Raw genomic sequence first — 16601 nt, forward strand, 5'->3', positions numbered from 1 at the left:
ATGACAAAAGAAGAACAAACGGGAGAAGTAGAATTGACTCTTGAAGAAGCAAAAGCAGCTATTATTGAAGCAGGTAAAAAAACAGGTGAACTAACACTAGAGGATGTAACAGAGAAACTGGCATCCTTTGAAATGGAACCAGAACAATTTGAAGAGTTTTTAGATCAGATTGAAGCGCAAGAAATCGAAATGGATAGAAAAGAAGAAGTTGATCCCAAGGCTGAAAAAGAAGAGCAATTCGACTTAAATGATTTAAGTGTACCACCTGGCGTCAGAATCAACGATCCAGTCCGTATGTATTTAAAGGAAATTGGACGGGTGGATTTATTGACAGGTAAAGAAGAGGTAGAATTGGCGATTCGGATTATTGATGGTTTAGCTGCTGAAGCTGAGCTTGAGGAAACAGGAAAAATGACACCTAAAATAGAGACAACTATTATTCGTGGTGAGAATGCCAAGAAGAAATTGGCTGAAGCGAACTTACGTTTAGTTGTCAGTATCGCAAAACGCTATGTCGGTCGCGGTATGCTATTCCTAGATTTGATTCAAGAAGGAAATATGGGCCTAATTAAAGCCGTTGAGAAATTTGACCATACGAAAGGCTTTAAATTCAGTACGTACGCAACTTGGTGGATCCGTCAGGCAATCACACGCGCAATTGCGGATCAGGCACGTACCATCCGAATTCCTGTGCATATGGTGGAAACGATCAATAAATTGATTCGTGTTCAGCGTCAATTGCTTCAAGATCTAGGACGAGAGCCTTCCCCTGAAGAAATCGGAGAAGAAATGGACTTGACTCCAGAAAAAGTTCGTGAAATCTTGAAGATTGCCCAAGAGCCGGTATCATTGGAAACACCAATTGGTGAAGAAGACGACTCCCATCTTGGCGATTTCATTGAAGACTCAGAAGCACAGTCTCCTTCAGACCATGCAGCTTATGAATTGTTAAAGGAACAACTTGAAGATGTTTTAGATACGTTAACAGATCGTGAAGAAATTGTATTACGTTTACGTTTTGGTCTAGATGATGGCCGCACACGTACGCTTGAAGAAGTGGGCAAAGTATTTGGTGTTACGCGTGAGCGTATTCGTCAGATCGAAGCAAAAGCACTTAGAAAGTTACGCCACCCATCACGCAGCAAACGACTCAAAGACTTCTTAGAATAATAGGTGCATCGGCTGGAAATAGCCGATGCTTTTTATTCTTTATTTTAAAAAAGAAGATTGATACTATTGGAGGAGAAAGGATGGCTATAGATAAGAAACAGATCATCATTTCTGAAATCCGATATTGGAAAGCCAATAAACTTCTTCCCGAACATTATTGCGATTTTCTAATTACTTTGTATGCGCAAGGGGAAGATCCCGATGAAGTGGCAGAGAAAGAATCTTCCACACTTCAAAGTGAACGCAGAAAGTTACGAGCCAAACAATTTATGATTTTGCTTATTAGCTTATTGCTTGCAGGTATAGCATCAGTGGCTATGTTTGTACTAACGGAATATCCAATCGCTACATTGATTATTGCGACTGGATTGGCTATAATTTTCCTAACGTTCGTGTCAGGAAAAACGTTCATTAAGAAAGGTTTTGCACCATTTCTCTACATATCGATGGCTTTTCTTTTATTGATGATGTCATTGAAGATTTGGACTACATTTTTCGATGGGGACACGACATTATTAATCGGACTCCTCGTGTTGAATTGCGGTTTGTGGTTATTTACTGGAAGAGTATTAAAGTTACTATACTTCACTATTTCAGGCTCACTAGGTCTATTGACAGTAGTCGCATTTTTAATATTATCTATATAACCGGACGGAATGTGTTGCTACATTCCGTCCGTTTTCTATATACTGTCATGTAAGGGCTTACAAATTCATTGGAAATAGATTCGTATAAGTGCAGAGAGGATGTTCATGATGAACTTCGATTTAACTCAAGAACAGCATATGGTGAAAAAACTAATGAGAGATTTTGCGAATGAGGAAGTAGCGCCAGGTGCAGTAGATCGTGATCGCTCAGGAAAGTTCCCAGTGGAGATTTTTAAAAAGCTCTCAGAAATGGGCATGATGGGCTTACCATTTCCCGAGAAATATGGTGGAGGTGGAGCAGACACGATCACATTTGCAATTGTTACGGAAGAATTAAGCCGTGCATGTGCCTCAACGGGCATTACGTATTCCGCTCATATTTCACTAGGTGGTGCACCTCTAAACTTATTTGGAACGGAAAAGCAAAAACAGAAGTACTTAACGCCAATCTGTGCCGGCGAATCATTGGGTGCTTTCGGTTTGACAGAGCCAAATGCTGGATCTGACGCTGGCGGAACAGAGACGTCTGCTGTGCTTTCTGACGGTCAGTATACGATCAACGGCACAAAGGTCTATATTACCAATGCAAGCTACGCTAAACATCTAGCATTGACTGCTGTGACGGGGCGTGCAGAGGGTAAGAAAGAGATTAGCGCAATCGTCGTACCGACCGATTCAAAAGGCTTCAAAATTATGGATAACTATGAAAAGATGGGCTTGCATGCTTCCAATACAACAGAATTATTGCTTGAAGATGTAGTAGTTCCGGAAGAGAATCTACTTGGCGAGAGTGGTAAAGGATTCCAGCAATTCCTTGTAACGCTTGACGGGGGTCGAATCGGTATCGGTGCTATGGCAGTAGGTATTGCACAGGCAGCTTACGAGCGAGCTTTGAAGTATTCAAAAGAACGTAAACAATTTGGGAAGACGTTATCTTCTTTCCAAATTACACAATTTAAACTCGCTGATATGGCGATGAAGATTGAACTTGCACGAACTATGGTTTATAAAGCGGCATGGTTGAAAGACCAAGGCAGAAAGTTTACAAAAGAAGCCTCGATGTGTAAATTATATGCTTCAGAAATTGCGATGGAAGTTGCCAATGAAGCAATCCAGATCCATGGAGGCTATGGCTATATGCGTGAATATGAAGTCGAACGTTATTTACGAGATGCCAAGCTTCTTGAAATTGGAGAAGGTACTTCAGAAGTACAGCGGATGGTCATCGCTAGACAACTAGGTTGCTAACCTCGAATTATGGCGATTCTGTCACAAAAGACGAAAAGTCACTCAATAACGCTTTCAGTTTTCTTATAGATACAGTACAATGTTAAGTGTATACTGTATCTTTTACAGAATAGATTCTGGTGAAGGAGGGTAATCCAATGAATAAAAATCCTGTTGTACCATTTTTTCTAATTTTCGCACTCGGAATTGGACTGATTTTCTTCATGTCGCTTTATGGTCTAGATCAAAAAGAGGAAATTGCTGGAGCTAACGAAGAAGGCACTGAGCAAGGAACTGAAGAAGAAAGTGCAAACACTGGCGAATTTGATGCAGAAGCAGTTGCTCAGCAGAAGTGTATTAGTTGTCACGGTGACGGCTTGACTGGCGGAATGGGGCCAGCTTTAAATAGCTCACTTGACGCAAAAGTAGCACATGATGCAATCAAAAACGGTGTTGCTGGAACTGCAATGCCAGCTGGACTAGTTCCTGATGAGAACATAGATGAAATGGTTGATTACATTTTATCATTAGACTGATTGTCTACTTAATTTAAAGAGCCAGTAAGCCGGAGTAACTCTCGGTTTACTGGCTCTTTTGCATTGCATGAAATGAGTGGCGATTATACAATAGATAAGAATGAAAGGCGGGGAAAGATGAATACCAACCAATTATCGGAACGTCTGGCGATGGTGGCCAGTTTTGTTCCGAATCATACTGTGCTTGCGGATATTGGTAGTGATCATGCCTATCTACCATGCTATTTGATGAACAAAGGCAAGATACGTAAGGCCATTGCAGGAGAAGTAGTGAAAGGTCCCTTTGAAGCAGCGACACGCAATGTAGATCTTCATGGCTTTGCGGACCGTATTGAAGTGCGTCTAGCAAACGGTTTACAAGCGATAGAAGATGCAGATAACGTCGAAACCGTAACGATCGCAGGAATGGGTGGTACATTGATAACATCCATCCTAGAAGCAGGTAAGGATCGTCTGAAGTATGTACAGCGAATCATTGTACAACCCAATTTGCACGCGATTGCGATTCGAGAGTGGGCCGTAGCGAATGGTTTTTGCATCATAGACGAAGAGATTTTGCAAGAAGATAGTAAAATTTATGAAGTTCTAGTGTTAGAAAAAGGAACGGCTGATTATTCGAAAACGGATTTACTCGTTGGTCCAGTTTTACGACGTAAATTATCTTCTGTGTTTCGAGCGAAGTGGGAGCGGGAAATGCTAGAATGGCAACGGGTCATAAAAGCTCTTGATCATGCAGAACAATCAGAAGAAATTAAACGAAAAAGAGCAAACATACAAGAAAATATAGAATTAGTCGGGAAGGTGTTAGCACATGAAGAAAAGTAATGGACATCAGATCATTGAACTATTTGAAAAGTGGTCACCGAAGCGACTTGCATTTGAAGGGGATCCAATCGGACTGCACATCGGTCAATTGAATCGTTCCGTAGATAAAGTTCTTGTTACGCTTGACGTCAACGAACAAGTGATTGATGAAGCAATTGAAAATGGGGCAACTCTAGTGATTGCACACCACCCGCCATTGTTCCGTCCTGTTAAATCTATTATGACTGATACACCACAAGGGAAAATGATTGAGAAATGTATCAAGCATAATATTGCAGTCTACGCTGCTCATACCAATCTTGATATTGCAGCAGGTGGTGTCAATGATATGTTAGCGGAACGTCTCGGCATACAAGAAACGGAGCCGATCGATATTACAAACTCTGAACATTTGATGAAACTAGCGGTATTCTGTCCGTTGGAAGATGCTGATGCATTACGTCGGAAATTGGCAACTGCAGGAGCGGGTGCGATTGGTGATTATCGGGCATGCAGTTTTAGCTCACAAGGCACCGGACGATTCACACCGGTAGCTGGAGCGAATCCGACAATCGGTGAGATAGGCGAGCCGACGCTCGTAGACGAGGAGCGAATTGAAGTCGTTTTTGCGGAAAGTCAGCAAGTTACAGTCATCAAAGCAATGTTTGCCGCGCATCCTTATGAAGAACCAGCATTTGATATAGTTAAAATGCAGCAAAAAACGAATGAGCAAGGGATTGGGCGTATCGGACAAATCGCAGAAGAGATGACGCTGAAGGAATTTGCACAACATGTAAAAGACGTATTCGAAGTTCCTGCATTACGTTTCGTAGGTGATCCGGAGAGGAAAATTCATAAAGTGGCAGTTCTTGGCGGTGACGGAAATAAATATATTACGGCTGCAAAGAGAAAAGGAGCCGATGTATTAGTGACAGGGGATATGTATTATCACGTCGCGCAAGACGCGCAGGCACTCGATCTCGCCATTGTAGATCCTGGTCATAATATCGAAAAAATTATGATTGCTGGTGTTGCGAATAAAATGACAAATCTTTGTAAAGAAAATAAATTACCTGTTGAATTTATTGAATCCAAAGTCATTACAGAGCCTTTTCAATTCCTATCGTAAACAAAACCGTCGAGCGTACTCGACGGTTTTTCCTATATTTATGGTTCGATCCGGATCACAGGAGTCGGGTTTTTGACTTTCGGCAAGATTTTCTCAAGCTTAAACTTTCTTTCCGGATGATGTGTTGTAGGATCTTCTTGATCAAATTCGTTTAGGAACGCTATAACTTCTCTAACGATTATTGTAGGTGTAGAAGCACCTGCTGTGACCGCTACTGTCTCAATGTCCATTAACCATGCTGGATCGATTTCTGAGACGTCTGAGACCCGGTAGGAAGGTGTGTTTGCGATTTCTACAGATACTTGTGTTAAACGGTTGGAGTTATTACTTTTTGGATCCCCAACAACAATTAGCAACTCTGCCTCACCGGCTTGTTCTGCTACAGCTTCTTGGCGAACTTGTGTAGCCAGGCAAATTTCTTGATGAACTTCGATATGTGGGAATTTACGTTCCAACTCTTCCATGAGATGTGCAACATCCCATTGACTCATCGTTGTTTGATTCGTAACCAATAGTTTGTCATTGGTAATCTCTAGATTATCAATGTCTTCAAGACGTTCAATTAAATGAACAGAATCGGGGGCTACACCGATCGCGCCTTCAGGTTCCGGGTGGTGCTTCTTGCCGATATAAAGAATGTCATAGCCTTCAGCTACTTTTTCTTCAATTAAGTCGTGTGTAACGGAAACGTCAGGACATGTGGCATCGATTGCGACCAGCCCTTTTTCTTTCGCTAATTGGCGAACTTCAGGTGAAACACCATGTGCCGTATAGATAACCGTTCCCTTATCTACTTTACGTAAAATTTCCAGACGGTTTTCACCATCCAACGTAATGATCCCATCTTCTTCAAACGCATCTGTAACGTGTTTGTTGTGAACGATCATGCCTAATATATAAATGGGTCTCGGCAGGGTAGGATCTAGCGCAGCATTCCTCGCAATGACCATCGCATCAACTACACCATAACAATAACCTCTTGGTGATATTTTGAGTACTTTCATTTATTCCACTCCACTCCTCTACTAACTTCTCTTTCATTATAGCGGAGATTCGTGAACGATTCAAAGAGTTCAGAAGGGAGGTTGGAAAATTCGCGGTATAGATGGCTGATTAGTGGCTTGGGAAGATGTAGGACTAGGTGTTTGCGGGCCACTTGGACGTGGAGCAGAAGAGACTGACGGCGCGTCCGGCATAGATTGTACCCCTTTATATAATCTCCACATAGCAGGTAAGTTTTGGACAAGTGGTGCAAACTGCTGAACTAATGGTGCAAATTGTTGGGCGGTATTAAAAAACCGATTGGCGGTTTGCATGTATTGATCAGCCCGTGAAGGACCGGTTTCTTGCATGCCTGCTTGCTGTTGAGGAGCACCGCCGCGCATTTCCCGGGGACCTCTGGGATTACCTTGCATGCCTTGGGGAAAGGGCATGGGCGCTCTGTGTTGAATAGGCGGAGTGTCAGGTGTCATCCTAGGCTGAGGCGGCTGATTGCTGAACGGATAAAATGATTGATATCTCATCACGAACTCCTTTCTGATTTTTTAGTTTCCCCTATATCCTATGCGAAAAAAACCACTGATGGCACCGAATCATGGTACAATAAGAATTATCTAGAGGAGGAACGATATGTCTAAATTTACTGATTACCAATTCAAACCATTTTTGAGGGAAGCTATTCAAAAATTAGGGTTTGAAGAACCAACACCGATTCAAAAAGAAATGATTCCATTGATCATGAAAAATACAAGTGCAATCGGACAAGCCCATACAGGAACAGGAAAATCCCATAGTTTTCTAATTCCACTTGTTGAAAAACTCAAACCGGAGCGCGACGAACTGCAGACGGTTATTACAGCACCTACACGTGAATTAGCAGTTCAGCTTCATGATGAATTGAAAAAGTTAATCGAAGGAACGGATATTAAAAGTGCAATCTTGATTGGCGGTACAGATAAAAAACGCTCTGCTGAACGATTGAAGAGCACACCGCACATCATCGTCGGTACACCAGGACGTATCCAAGATATGTCGGAAACCGGCGCATTACCGATCCACACGGCTACTCAGCTTGTCATTGATGAGGCGGATCTTGCGTTTGATATGGGCTTCATTGAAGACATTGATAAGTTTGCTTCCAGAATGCCGGAAAAGATTAGCATGTATGTATTTTCTGCAACGATTCCTGAAAAACTAAAGCCATTCTTGGCGAAGTATATGAACTCACCTGTTCACGTGCGGATGGATGATAAGAAACCATTGACGGAGAATATGCATTATTCATTAGTTCCTGTCAGAAGTATGGATAAAAATAAGAAATTACTACACGTGATGGATGCTCTTCAGCCGTATCTTGCAATTATCTTCACGAACACTAAGCAAAACGCTGATCGTCTCGCTACTTATTTAGCGGAGCATGGGCATAAGCCTGGTAAAATCCATGGTGATTTAACGCCTCGTGAACGTACACGTGTTATGAAGCAAGTGCGCGATCTAGAATACCAATACATCGTGGCGACTGATTTGGCAGCAAGAGGGATCGATATTCCTGGTGTCAGTCACGTCATCAACTTCGAGTTACCAGATGATCTGGAATTCTTCGTTCACCGCGTAGGACGTACAGCACGTGCAGGCATGCAAGGTCATGCGATTACATTGTATGAACCGTCTGATGAAGATGCAATTAATCAAATTGAAAAGCTTGGTATTCCTTTCGTTCACGAAGATGTCAAAAATGGCGAATGGATTGAAGTGAAAGAGCGTCAAGCGCGTAAGAAACGTGTACGTGAAGTAGATGAAATTGATAAAAAAGCAGATTCTTATATTCGCAAACCAGATAAAGTGAAGCCAGGCTATAAGAAGAAGATGGCAGAACAAAAAGAAAACTTTAAAAAGAGACAAAGGAGAATAAAGAAGAAATCATGACACAAAATGATATCCTTCTAGGTTCTCACGTATCCATGAGTGGTAAAAAGATGCTGCTTGGCTCAAGTGAAGAGGCTCTTAGTTATGGAGCCAATACATTCATGATCTATACGGGAGCACCTCAGAACACACGACGTAAACCAATTGAAGAATTGAATATCGAAAGTGGTACACAGAGTATGGAGGCAAACGGTCAATCTAATCTCGTCATCCATGCACCGTATATTATCAATCTTGCGAATACCACCAAGCCTGAAACGTTCCGCCTAGGTGTAGACTTTTTGCAACAGGAAATCCAACGCACTGAAGCGCTTGGTGCCAACCAAATAGTCCTTCATCCAGGAGCGCATGTGGGTGCAGGAACAGAAACAGGTATCGAAAAAATTATTGAAGGCTTGAATGAAGTGTTATCTGAAGACGCAAATGTTCGCATCGCACTTGAAACGATGGCCGGTAAAGGAACAGAGTGTGGGAGAAGTTTTGACGAAATTGCCAAGATCATCGACGGCGTGAAGTATAACGAACGATTATCCGTTTGTTTTGATACATGCCACGTCCATGATGCAGGCTATGATATTGTTAATGACTTCTCAGGCGTCTTGGAGCAATTTAACAGCATAATCGGATTAGACCGAATTTCGGTCATTCATGTGAACGACAGTAAGAACATTTGTGGCGCTGGAAAAGACCGCCACGAAAATATCGGCATGGGACATATCGGTTTCGAACCGTTGGCTTATATCGTTCATCATCAGGTGTTTAAAGACATTCCAAAAATTTTGGAAACGCCATTCATCGGGACGGATAAAGCGAATAAAAAAGCACCGTATGCGGTGGAAATTGAAATGTTAAAAAACCATCAATTTACTCCTGCTCGATTGGAAGAATTGCATAACTGAAAAATCTAAGCGTTGCGCAGCCGCAACGCTTTTTCTATTGTAATTTATAGTGCTCCAAATACAGCATGGTTTTCTCATATCCAATGATCATAGTGATTTTTTCGATAAATACGGACGGAATCCCTGTAAATAGCCAAGTGAATGAAACTTCATCCAGTAAAGGACGTAACTGCCTCACTTCTTTAGTAGATAACTCTACACCATAACTTGCCGCGTAACGTACAGCTTCCTGATCAGGCAATTGTTTAATTTCCTGAATTAACTGAAGTAAATCCATCTTCATCAATTCCTTTCAATTGGTTGTATCCCTCCACGTCTTACTATATAATTCATAAAGTAATCGGAATGATTCCGAATTAAAGGAAGGGATATGTATATGACAAGATCCATTATTAAACTAGAGCATATAACGCATAAATTTAACCATTCCGTTGCGCTTTCTGATGTTAGTCTAGAAGTGAAACAAGGGGAGTTTTGGGCTTTAATTGGTCCAAATGGTTCAGGTAAATCCACATTATTAAAGATCATATTAGGGTTGTTAAAACCGTCACAAGGCACGATTGAACTTTTTGGCGGGCCGATTGACTCTTTTAACCAACAGCAAAGAATCGGCTACGTTTCTCAAAAGTCCAATGCATTTACGACGAAGTTCCCAGCTACTGTATTGGAAGTCGTGAAAAGCGGGTTGACGAGTAAAAAAGGACTCTTTAAGCGATTCGATAAAGAGGATGAACAGCGGGCGATTGACGCGTTACATGTTGTGAAAATGGCAGACCGTAAAGATGAGAGTATAGGAGATCTGTCTGGAGGTCAGCAACAGCGTGTCTTTATTGCGAGAGCTCTCGTGAGCCATCCCGATTTGCTAATCATGGATGAGCCGACAGTCGGAATTGACAGACAAAACGTTGAATCCTTCTATTCTATGCTTAGCGAATTGAATCGTGAGTACGGAATAGCGATTTTACTCGTGACACATGAAATTGATGTCGTGACGAAGCTTGCAACACATATTGCGTGCTTGAATCGTTCCATCCATTTCCATGGCGTCCATGCAGATTATGAAAAAATGAGTGACACGGAATTGTCCGGCTGGTACGGTCATCCTATTCGTCGGCTCCATCAAAAAGAAACGGAGCCGGTTAAATGATTGAAGCTATTTTCACTTATGAGTTTTTACAAAATGCTGTATTATCTGGGCTGATTATCGGCTTAATTGCTCCAATGCTCGGATTGTTTATCGTAGTGCGCCGTATGGCGATGATTTCAGATGCGCTTAGTCACGTAGCGCTTGCAGGGATTGCAGGCAGTCTCTATTTAAGTCAGCAAGTATTATTCTTTGCAGCGCTTAATCCAGTATATTTAGGAATGGCCGCAGCGGTAGTCGGCTCGTTATTGATCGAGCGATTGCGCAGAGTGTATAAAAGCTTTGAAGAACTGGCGATTCCGATTATTTTATCTGCCGGAATTGGATTTGGAGCAATATTCATATCACTTGCTAAAGGATTTGGTACAGATTTAGTTGGTTATTTATTTGGATCCGTATCAGCTGTGAGTCGGCAAGATCTATACATTGTAATGTTAATTGCTATTATTGTGATCGCATTTATATATTTCTTATATAAAGAGTTATTTTCATTGGCATTTGATCCTGAGTATGCGCGGGTATCTGGGATTAATGAACGCGTCATTCAGGCGGCTTTTATGATCATCACAGCACTAGTCATCGGTGCATCAATGCGGATCGTCGGGATTTTGCTTGTATCTTCGTTGATGACATTGCCTGTGGCGGCGGCTATTCAAGTAGCTAAAAGTTATAAGGGGGCACTCGTGTACTCCATAGTGTTCGGGGAAATCGCGGTAGTCATTGGATTGATATCTGCGTATTATTTAGATATCGCGCCTGGTGGGACCATTGTAGTTACGTCGGTGTTCATTTTACTGTTAGTACTTTTCTGGAAAAAAGTACGGTCATGAGAAGCAGGAAAGGTGGCGTTATGATATGTCGATAGATGAAGCATGGAGAATTCTATTGAAATATGATTATAAACGAACAAAAAATCGAGAGATCTTATTGCAGTTTTTTGATCAAGCAGATCGCTATGTGACTGCTATGGAAGTTCGCGTGGCGGTGGAACAGGACAATCCAGGCATTAGTTTTGATACGATCTACCGGAATCTTGCAATGTTCTCGAAGCTTGGAATTTTAGATGAGACGGAATTGAATGGTGAGCGACTTTATCGGATGCAATGCGCAACAGATCATCATCACCATCACTTTATTTGTACAACATGTGGTGGCACGAAATCAATTCCGATTTGTCCGATGGATAGTGTGACGGTAAATTTGTCGGAGTATGAGATAGAAGGTCATAAGTTTGAGGTGTATGGTAGATGTCCGAGTTGTAAAATAGGGTAGTCTGAATAGATCAAGAGGGCGGTACATCATGAATAAAATGATGTACCGCCTTTGCTGTGGGGAATATTCAAATGCAAGGAAATATTATATCAATCGCGTGCCGCTCATTAATTTGGTTGAGTGCTCATAGTACTACTCTAATTGCTCTATGGTATGTTGTTTCAGCTCTATCTTCATCATTAATCGCTCTAAGGAGATGCGTGAGCGCTCTATCAGCCTCCGCAACCGCTCATTAGCCCCGTCCTTTAATTCACAAAGTAAAAAAGCACCGCAATATGCGATGCTTAACCAATCACTTATTCTTTATCATTTCCGTGGCATGAAACAACTGCCTAACATACTCATCAGCCTGTTTCCAATTCGCTACACGTATGACACCTTCTGGAATCGGGTCCTGGTTATAAGGTGTATCAAACAAGAACACGGGAATATCCAACTCTTCGTGGATTCCTACCGCATTGTCATGCTTGTCCTCGAAAAATACAGCTACGTTAAATTGCTTAGCGGCCTCAATTTTATAATGCGTGCCGATCAACTCTACGTGGTCGTAAGGTATTTGTTGCTCGTGGAACCAGTTCGTTGTAGATTCGAGTACATTCTGGCCACGTGCTGAAATATAATACAACTCGAACTGCTTCTGCCAATTCGTTAATACTTCTTTTGCAAACTCTTGAGCAGGGGAGGTCTGATAGATCAATTCCTCCGTTTCCTTGTACCATTGCCCAAACTGAATAGGGTCCACATCAAACGCCTTCGTCAAGTCATATTCTTTAATATCATCAAGTGTTAGACTGGAGCCGAAATGTTTGTTGATATGAGGGAGAAGGGCTGTCGGGGTAGTTACCGTTCCGTCAATGTCGATTCCGAAACGAATACTCCTCATTCAGAAACGCTACCTTGTGCTGCAAGTGCTTCTTCTTGTCTTTTCTTCTCAAAATATTCTTCAGCCAAAATGTCGATTTCTTTTTTCAATTCCTCGACCATTGTCTCTTCGGGAACTTTTCGCACTGTTTTACCATGCATGAAGAGTAATCCTTCACCACGAGCTCCAGCGATACCGATATCTGCTTCACGTGCTTCGCCTGGGCCGTTTACCGCACAACCAAGAACAGCTACTTTCAACGGTGCTTTAATGTTGGAGATATATTCTTCCACTTCATTAGCAATCGAAATTAAGTCAATTTCGATTCGGCCACATGTAGGACAAGAAATTAATGTTGCAGAGTTAGATGATAAACCGAATACTTTCAGCAACTCTTTCGCTACTTTGATTTCCTGAACTGGATCTGCACTTAACGATACACGCATCGTGTTACCAATACCAGCTGATAGAAGGGAACCGAGTCCTGCTGCACTCTTAATCGAGCCCGCGAATAACGTACCGGATTCTGTAATGCCTAAGTGCAATGGATAATCGAATGCTGCTGCTGCAAGCTTGTACGCTTCGATCGCTAAGTTCACATCAGATGCTTTAAGTGACACGATAATATCGTGGAAATCCAAGTCTTCAAGGATTTTGATATGATGCAATGCACTTTCGACCATGCCTTCTGCTGTAGGGTAGCCGTACTTTTCAAGAATTTTTTTCTCTAATGAACCTGCGTTGACACCAATACGAATTGGAATGCCTTTCGCCTTTGCGGCGTTGACAACAGCTTCTACTTTTTCCTTACGGCCGATATTGCCTGGATTGATACGTATTTTATCTGCACCTTGTTCAATTGCAATCAATGCTAATTTATAGTCAAAGTGAATATCCACCACTAGCGGAATATTGATCTGCTTTTTGATTTCACCAATCGAATACGCTGCACGCTCATCGGGACATGCTACACGTACGATTTGGCAGCCTGCATCCTCCAAACGTTTAATTTCTGCAACTGTTGCTTCGACATCATGTGTTTTTGTCGTCGTCATGCTTTGCATAAACAACTCATTGCTTCCCCCTATAGTCAAATTACCGACTTTTACGGGACGGGTATTGGAACGATGAATCATTTCAGTCATTATGTCTCTCTCCTTCAAATGAGTAAATACCATCGAAATTCGATGGAATATAAAATTATCCTTTTTCGCTTTCTTCGCAAACCGATTCTACTTGTTCACCGATAGGCAACTTAATTTGTTCGCCAGCTAGAAATTGTTGGCGTTCGAGATGAGGGTTCATGGAATAAAATTGCTCCAACCTCTCAAGAAAGTTTTGTGTTGAATCTGGATATAATGCGAATAACGATTCTATTGTATCACCTTCAACCACTCGAATGACAATTGAATGATTTGGAGTTTCCTCTATACAGGACGATTCATCTTCAAAAAAGGCTGCAAGAGGGATTGTCCCTTCCGTTAAATCCATTCGAACAAAATGAACTGTGCAGAATACAGCAAGTGCGATCAGTAAAATTCTCATCATGCATCCCTCCTGCACTACACTATGCAGACAAGAGGAAGTCTATTCATCGTGGTTGTTTTGGATAATAGACTGCTGCCCTCCATACGTAGAGTAAATGGACTAAAGATGCGATCCACAAACTAGACGATTGCATGGCTGGAACAAATTCAAATACCATCGTCAGCAAGATAGGTAATGTGGCAGCAATCGCTGCTGTTCGCCACATAAAACGGAATTCGCCACGGCGACGCAATAGTTTCAATAGCAATACCCCTATGATAGCAAAAATACTGATGCGAATAAATAAATACGACGTAATAATGACCAATTGCAACACAAACGCGATTGGATAGATCAAAAAGCCGATCGTTTCGCCAATTTCCGCTAATTCAGGAGATGACTGGAACAGTGTATGATCACCTATTACAAATTGAAAAAACGATACACTGGTGTAAAGAAAGATAAACACAAATATGTATTGAATGACTTTACCGATTGATAACATGCGAAACGCCGCAAGTTTTTTCGGTTCATGTAAAGAAGTTTTAAAAATTTGATGGAATTTCACTAAGCCGGCCTCCCTTTCTCCATACAGTCTACCATTTATTTAAAACATACTGCTTTGCAGAAATTTCGACATTCTTATGACATTTTATTGCTACATTGTTAAGGTGATGTAAAGATTGCATTAGGATACTTTACAATTGACGTATATAACTCTCATAATAGGTTGAAACTTCACAACAAATTTAAGTAGTGAAGGGCTGTTAAAATCATACATAAAAAGTTTAATGGAGGTTGACAATTCAATGGAAGTGAACTGGCAGGAAGTAGTGTTCCAATTTCTTGGGGGATTAGGAATTTTCCTATTTGCAATTAAGTATATGGGAGACGGATTGCAAAAGGCTGCAGGGGACAGACTTCGTGAAATCTTAGACCGTTTTACCACTAATCCATTTATGGGTGTTCTAGTTGGTATTATCGTAACCGTGTTAATCCAATCTAGTTCTGGAACAACTGTTATTACAGTCGGTCTAGTAAGTGCTGGATTCATGACGCTTCGTCAGGCGATTGGCGTCATCATGGGCGCCAATATCGGTACGACAGTGACTGCATTTATTATTGGTCTAGATGTAGGCGCATATGCATTACCGATCATGGCATTTGGTGCCTTCCTGATTTTCTTCGTCCGTAAAGCTAAAATCAAGAACCTAGGAGAAGTCATCTTCGGCTTCGGAGGATTGTTCTTAGGGCTTGAATTAATGAGTGACGGTATGAAGCCATTACGTTCATTAGAAGCATTTGCCGATTTCACTCTCGCAATGAGTGAACATTCACTGCTTGGTGTCATAGCAGGAACAATTTTCACACTGATCGTACAAAGTTCCAGTGCGACTGTCGGAATCTTGCAAGGTCTCTTTGCTGAAGATCTGGTAACAATGAAAGCCGCATTGCCTATTCTTTTCGGTGATAACATCGGTACGACTATCACTGCGGTACTTGCGGCACTTGGTGCATCTGTTGCAGCAAGACGAGCGGCAGCTGTACACGTACTATTTAATGTTGTTGGAACCATCATCTTTATGATCCTGCTCGTACCATTTACGGCATACGTCGAATGGATTGCTGGTGTATTGAACTTAGAAAGTAAAATGCAAATTGCATTTGCGCACGGTTCGTTCAACGTTGCCAATACAATCATTCAATTTCCGTTCATTGGTGCTTGGGCTTATCTAGTCACGAAGATGATACCGGGCGAAGATGTGACGATCGAATATAAACCGAAACACTTAGATCGTCGTTTCATCACGCAATCCCCAGCCGTTGCGATAGGACAAGCTAAAGAAGAAATTATCCGCATGGGTGACTTCAGTGTCCGTGGTCTTCAGGAATCATTCGAGTATTTGAAGACAGGCCAGAAAAAACATGCTGAAACGGCGTATCAGATTGAAGATGCCATCAATAATCTCGACCGCAAAATTACAGACTATTTAGTTGAAGTATCTGTAGTAATCGTTTCACCAGCTGAATCCGGCCGTCATGTATTATTGATGGATTCTGTTCGGGATATCGAGCGAATTGGCGACCATTTCGAAAACATTATCGAGCTGATAGATTTACGTGAAACGAATAAACTGAAGCTTACAGACGATGCGTTGGAAGATTTAACAGAAATGTTCACATTGACAATCGAAACTGTACAAAAAGCTATTGAATCGTTAGACCAAAATGATACAGATCTAGCGCGTATCGTTTCAGAAAAAGAAGATTTAATCGATAATATGGAACGTAGATTCCGCAAAAATCATATCGTCCGTTTGAATGAAGGACATTGTAGTGCACAAGCTGGTATGGTATTCGTCGATATCGTTTCAAACCTCGAGCGAATTGGTGATCATGCAGTGAATATTGCAGAAGCAATTTTAGGCAAGCACGCATAATCAATTAAAGGAGTGACA

19 protein-coding genes are annotated in these 16601 nt (G+C 41.6%); 12 read left to right on the top strand and 7 right to left on the bottom strand.

The window, feature by feature from the left end; all coding sequences use genetic code 11:
• From rpoD to SporoP8_RS00030, 6 genes are all read left to right on the top strand, one after another.
• Entirely contained in the window at nucleotides 1–1170 is a 1170-nt protein-coding gene (rpoD, locus tag SporoP8_RS00005; RefSeq protein ID WP_085130354.1) for an RNA polymerase sigma factor RpoD, read from the top strand.
• Nucleotides 1171–1250: 80 nt separating this feature from the next.
• Nucleotides 1251–1817 carry a hypothetical protein gene (locus tag SporoP8_RS00010; RefSeq protein WP_085130356.1) on the top strand — a complete coding sequence of 189 codons (567 nt, stop codon included), beginning with the start codon at nucleotides 1251–1253 and terminating at the stop codon, nucleotides 1815–1817.
• Between the two features lie 108 nt (nucleotides 1818–1925).
• Nucleotides 1926–3065, top strand: a complete 1140-nt coding sequence (locus SporoP8_RS00015; RefSeq protein ID WP_085133508.1) for an acyl-CoA dehydrogenase family protein — start codon at nucleotides 1926–1928, stop codon at nucleotides 3063–3065.
• A gap of 137 nt (nucleotides 3066–3202) precedes the next feature.
• Entirely contained in the window at nucleotides 3203–3580 is a 378-nt protein-coding gene (locus SporoP8_RS00020) for a c-type cytochrome (protein ID WP_198166039.1), read from the top strand.
• A gap of 117 nt (nucleotides 3581–3697) precedes the next feature.
• Complete coding sequence (locus SporoP8_RS00025) at nucleotides 3698–4405, top strand: tRNA (adenine(22)-N(1))-methyltransferase (protein ID WP_085130361.1); 708 nt, start codon at nucleotides 3698–3700, stop codon at nucleotides 4403–4405.
• Entirely contained in the window at nucleotides 4392–5513 is a 1122-nt protein-coding gene (locus SporoP8_RS00030; protein ID WP_085130363.1) for a Nif3-like dinuclear metal center hexameric protein, read from the top strand. Before SporoP8_RS00025 ends, SporoP8_RS00030 begins: the two co-directional genes overlap by 14 nt.
• 38 nt (nucleotides 5514–5551) lie before the next feature.
• Here the strand turns inward: SporoP8_RS00030 and SporoP8_RS00035 are convergent, their stop codons facing one another.
• Both SporoP8_RS00035 and vrrA read right to left on the bottom strand, forming a co-directional pair.
• On the bottom strand, nucleotides 5552–6517 hold the full coding sequence (locus tag SporoP8_RS00035) for a 4-hydroxy-3-methylbut-2-enyl diphosphate reductase (protein WP_085130365.1): 966 nt from the start codon (nucleotides 6515–6517) through the stop codon (nucleotides 5552–5554).
• A gap of 69 nt (nucleotides 6518–6586) precedes the next feature.
• Nucleotides 6587–6898 carry a VrrA/YqfQ family protein gene (vrrA, locus tag SporoP8_RS00040; RefSeq protein ID WP_198166040.1) on the bottom strand — a complete coding sequence of 104 codons (312 nt, stop codon included), beginning with the start codon at nucleotides 6896–6898 and terminating at the stop codon, nucleotides 6587–6589.
• Between the two features lie 244 nt (nucleotides 6899–7142).
• On the opposite strand from vrrA, the gene SporoP8_RS00045 reads away from it, so the two are divergent.
• Entirely contained in the window at nucleotides 7143–8438 is a 1296-nt protein-coding gene (locus SporoP8_RS00045) for a DEAD/DEAH box helicase (protein WP_085130369.1), read from the top strand.
• Nucleotides 8435–9337: a deoxyribonuclease IV gene (locus SporoP8_RS00050; protein WP_198166041.1), complete on the top strand. Its 903-nt coding sequence runs from the start codon at nucleotides 8435–8437 to the stop codon at nucleotides 9335–9337. The genes SporoP8_RS00045 and SporoP8_RS00050 overlap by 4 nt, the downstream gene beginning before the upstream one ends.
• 34 nt (nucleotides 9338–9371) lie before the next feature.
• On the opposite strand, the gene SporoP8_RS00055 is transcribed toward SporoP8_RS00050, so the two are convergent.
• Entirely contained in the window at nucleotides 9372–9614 is a 243-nt protein-coding gene (locus SporoP8_RS00055; protein ID WP_085130371.1) for a hypothetical protein, read from the bottom strand.
• 99 nt (nucleotides 9615–9713) lie between these two features.
• Here SporoP8_RS00055 and SporoP8_RS00060 point away from each other — a divergent pair, with 99 nt between their 5' ends.
• The 3 genes from SporoP8_RS00060 to SporoP8_RS00070 are packed head-to-tail and all read left to right on the top strand — an operon-like array spanning nucleotide 9714 to nucleotide 11753.
• Nucleotides 9714–10484: a metal ABC transporter ATP-binding protein gene (locus SporoP8_RS00060; RefSeq protein WP_085130373.1), complete on the top strand. Its 771-nt coding sequence runs from the start codon at nucleotides 9714–9716 to the stop codon at nucleotides 10482–10484.
• On the top strand, nucleotides 10481–11311 hold the full coding sequence (locus SporoP8_RS00065) for a metal ABC transporter permease (protein ID WP_085130375.1): 831 nt from the start codon (nucleotides 10481–10483) through the stop codon (nucleotides 11309–11311). The genes SporoP8_RS00060 and SporoP8_RS00065 overlap by 4 nt, the downstream gene beginning before the upstream one ends.
• A 25-nt stretch (nucleotides 11312–11336) precedes the next feature.
• Entirely contained in the window at nucleotides 11337–11753 is a 417-nt protein-coding gene (locus SporoP8_RS00070; protein WP_085130377.1) for a Fur family transcriptional regulator, read from the top strand.
• A gap of 292 nt (nucleotides 11754–12045) precedes the next feature.
• Here the strand turns inward: SporoP8_RS00070 and SporoP8_RS00075 are convergent, their stop codons facing one another.
• The 4 genes from SporoP8_RS00075 to SporoP8_RS00090 are packed head-to-tail and all read right to left on the bottom strand — an operon-like array spanning nucleotide 12046 to nucleotide 14710.
• A complete protein-coding gene (locus SporoP8_RS00075; RefSeq protein WP_085130379.1) occupies nucleotides 12046–12636 on the bottom strand; it encodes a hypothetical protein in 591 nt (196 codons plus the stop codon).
• Complete coding sequence (ispG, locus tag SporoP8_RS00080) at nucleotides 12633–13760, bottom strand: flavodoxin-dependent (E)-4-hydroxy-3-methylbut-2-enyl-diphosphate synthase (RefSeq protein ID WP_085130381.1); 1128 nt, start codon at nucleotides 13758–13760, stop codon at nucleotides 12633–12635. The genes SporoP8_RS00075 and ispG overlap by 4 nt, the downstream gene beginning before the upstream one ends.
• 55 nt (nucleotides 13761–13815) lie before the next feature.
• Nucleotides 13816–14163 carry a hypothetical protein gene (locus SporoP8_RS00085; protein ID WP_143560924.1) on the bottom strand — a complete coding sequence of 116 codons (348 nt, stop codon included), beginning with the start codon at nucleotides 14161–14163 and terminating at the stop codon, nucleotides 13816–13818.
• A 43-nt stretch (nucleotides 14164–14206) separates the two neighbouring features.
• Nucleotides 14207–14710 carry a DUF1189 family protein gene (locus SporoP8_RS00090; protein ID WP_085130385.1) on the bottom strand — a complete coding sequence of 168 codons (504 nt, stop codon included), beginning with the start codon at nucleotides 14708–14710 and terminating at the stop codon, nucleotides 14207–14209.
• Nucleotides 14711–14951: 241 nt separating this feature from the next.
• Here SporoP8_RS00090 and SporoP8_RS00095 point away from each other — a divergent pair, with 241 nt between their 5' ends.
• The gene (locus tag SporoP8_RS00095; RefSeq protein WP_085130387.1) at nucleotides 14952–16583 is read left to right on the top strand and encodes a Na/Pi cotransporter family protein; all 1632 of its coding nucleotides are present in this window, start codon (nucleotides 14952–14954) and stop codon (nucleotides 16581–16583) included.
• Nucleotides 16584–16601 lie beyond the last annotated feature (18 nt).

Source organism: Sporosarcina ureae (genome assembly GCF_002101375.1).
GTDB classification, from domain to species: domain Bacteria; phylum Bacillota; class Bacilli; order Bacillales_A; family Planococcaceae; genus Sporosarcina; species Sporosarcina ureae_B.

Bases quoted from the DNA above. Each gene is read 5' to 3' on its own strand.
- rpoD (WP_085130354.1), top strand. From the start codon at position 1: ATGACAAAAGAAGAACAAACGGGAGAAGTAGAATTGACTCTTGAAGAA.
- SporoP8_RS00010 (WP_085130356.1), top strand. From the start codon at position 1,251: ATGGCTATAGATAAGAAACAGATCATCATTTCTGAAATCCGATATTGG.
- SporoP8_RS00015 (WP_085133508.1), top strand. From the start codon at position 1,926: ATGAACTTCGATTTAACTCAAGAACAGCATATGGTGAAAAAACTAATG.
- SporoP8_RS00020 (WP_198166039.1), top strand. From the start codon at position 3,203: ATGAATAAAAATCCTGTTGTACCATTTTTTCTAATTTTCGCACTCGGA.
- SporoP8_RS00025 (WP_085130361.1), top strand. From the start codon at position 3,698: ATGAATACCAACCAATTATCGGAACGTCTGGCGATGGTGGCCAGTTTT.
- SporoP8_RS00030 (WP_085130363.1), top strand. From the start codon at position 4,392: ATGAAGAAAAGTAATGGACATCAGATCATTGAACTATTTGAAAAGTGG.
- SporoP8_RS00035 (WP_085130365.1), bottom strand. From the start codon at position 6,517: ATGAAAGTACTCAAAATATCACCAAGAGGTTATTGTTATGGTGTAGTT.
- vrrA (WP_198166040.1), bottom strand. From the start codon at position 6,898: ATGCGCGGCGGTGCTCCTCAACAGCAAGCAGGCATGCAAGAAACCGGT.
- SporoP8_RS00045 (WP_085130369.1), top strand. From the start codon at position 7,143: ATGTCTAAATTTACTGATTACCAATTCAAACCATTTTTGAGGGAAGCT.
- SporoP8_RS00050 (WP_198166041.1), top strand. From the start codon at position 8,435: ATGACACAAAATGATATCCTTCTAGGTTCTCACGTATCCATGAGTGGT.
- SporoP8_RS00055 (WP_085130371.1), bottom strand. From the start codon at position 9,614: ATGGATTTACTTCAGTTAATTCAGGAAATTAAACAATTGCCTGATCAG.
- SporoP8_RS00060 (WP_085130373.1), top strand. From the start codon at position 9,714: ATGACAAGATCCATTATTAAACTAGAGCATATAACGCATAAATTTAAC.
- SporoP8_RS00065 (WP_085130375.1), top strand. From the start codon at position 10,481: ATGATTGAAGCTATTTTCACTTATGAGTTTTTACAAAATGCTGTATTA.
- SporoP8_RS00070 (WP_085130377.1), top strand. From the start codon at position 11,337: ATGTCGATAGATGAAGCATGGAGAATTCTATTGAAATATGATTATAAA.
- SporoP8_RS00075 (WP_085130379.1), bottom strand. From the start codon at position 12,636: ATGAGGAGTATTCGTTTCGGAATCGACATTGACGGAACGGTAACTACC.
- ispG (WP_085130381.1), bottom strand. From the start codon at position 13,760: ATGACTGAAATGATTCATCGTTCCAATACCCGTCCCGTAAAAGTCGGT.
- SporoP8_RS00085 (WP_143560924.1), bottom strand. From the start codon at position 14,163: ATGATGAGAATTTTACTGATCGCACTTGCTGTATTCTGCACAGTTCAT.
- SporoP8_RS00095 (WP_085130387.1), top strand. From the start codon at position 14,952: ATGGAAGTGAACTGGCAGGAAGTAGTGTTCCAATTTCTTGGGGGATTA.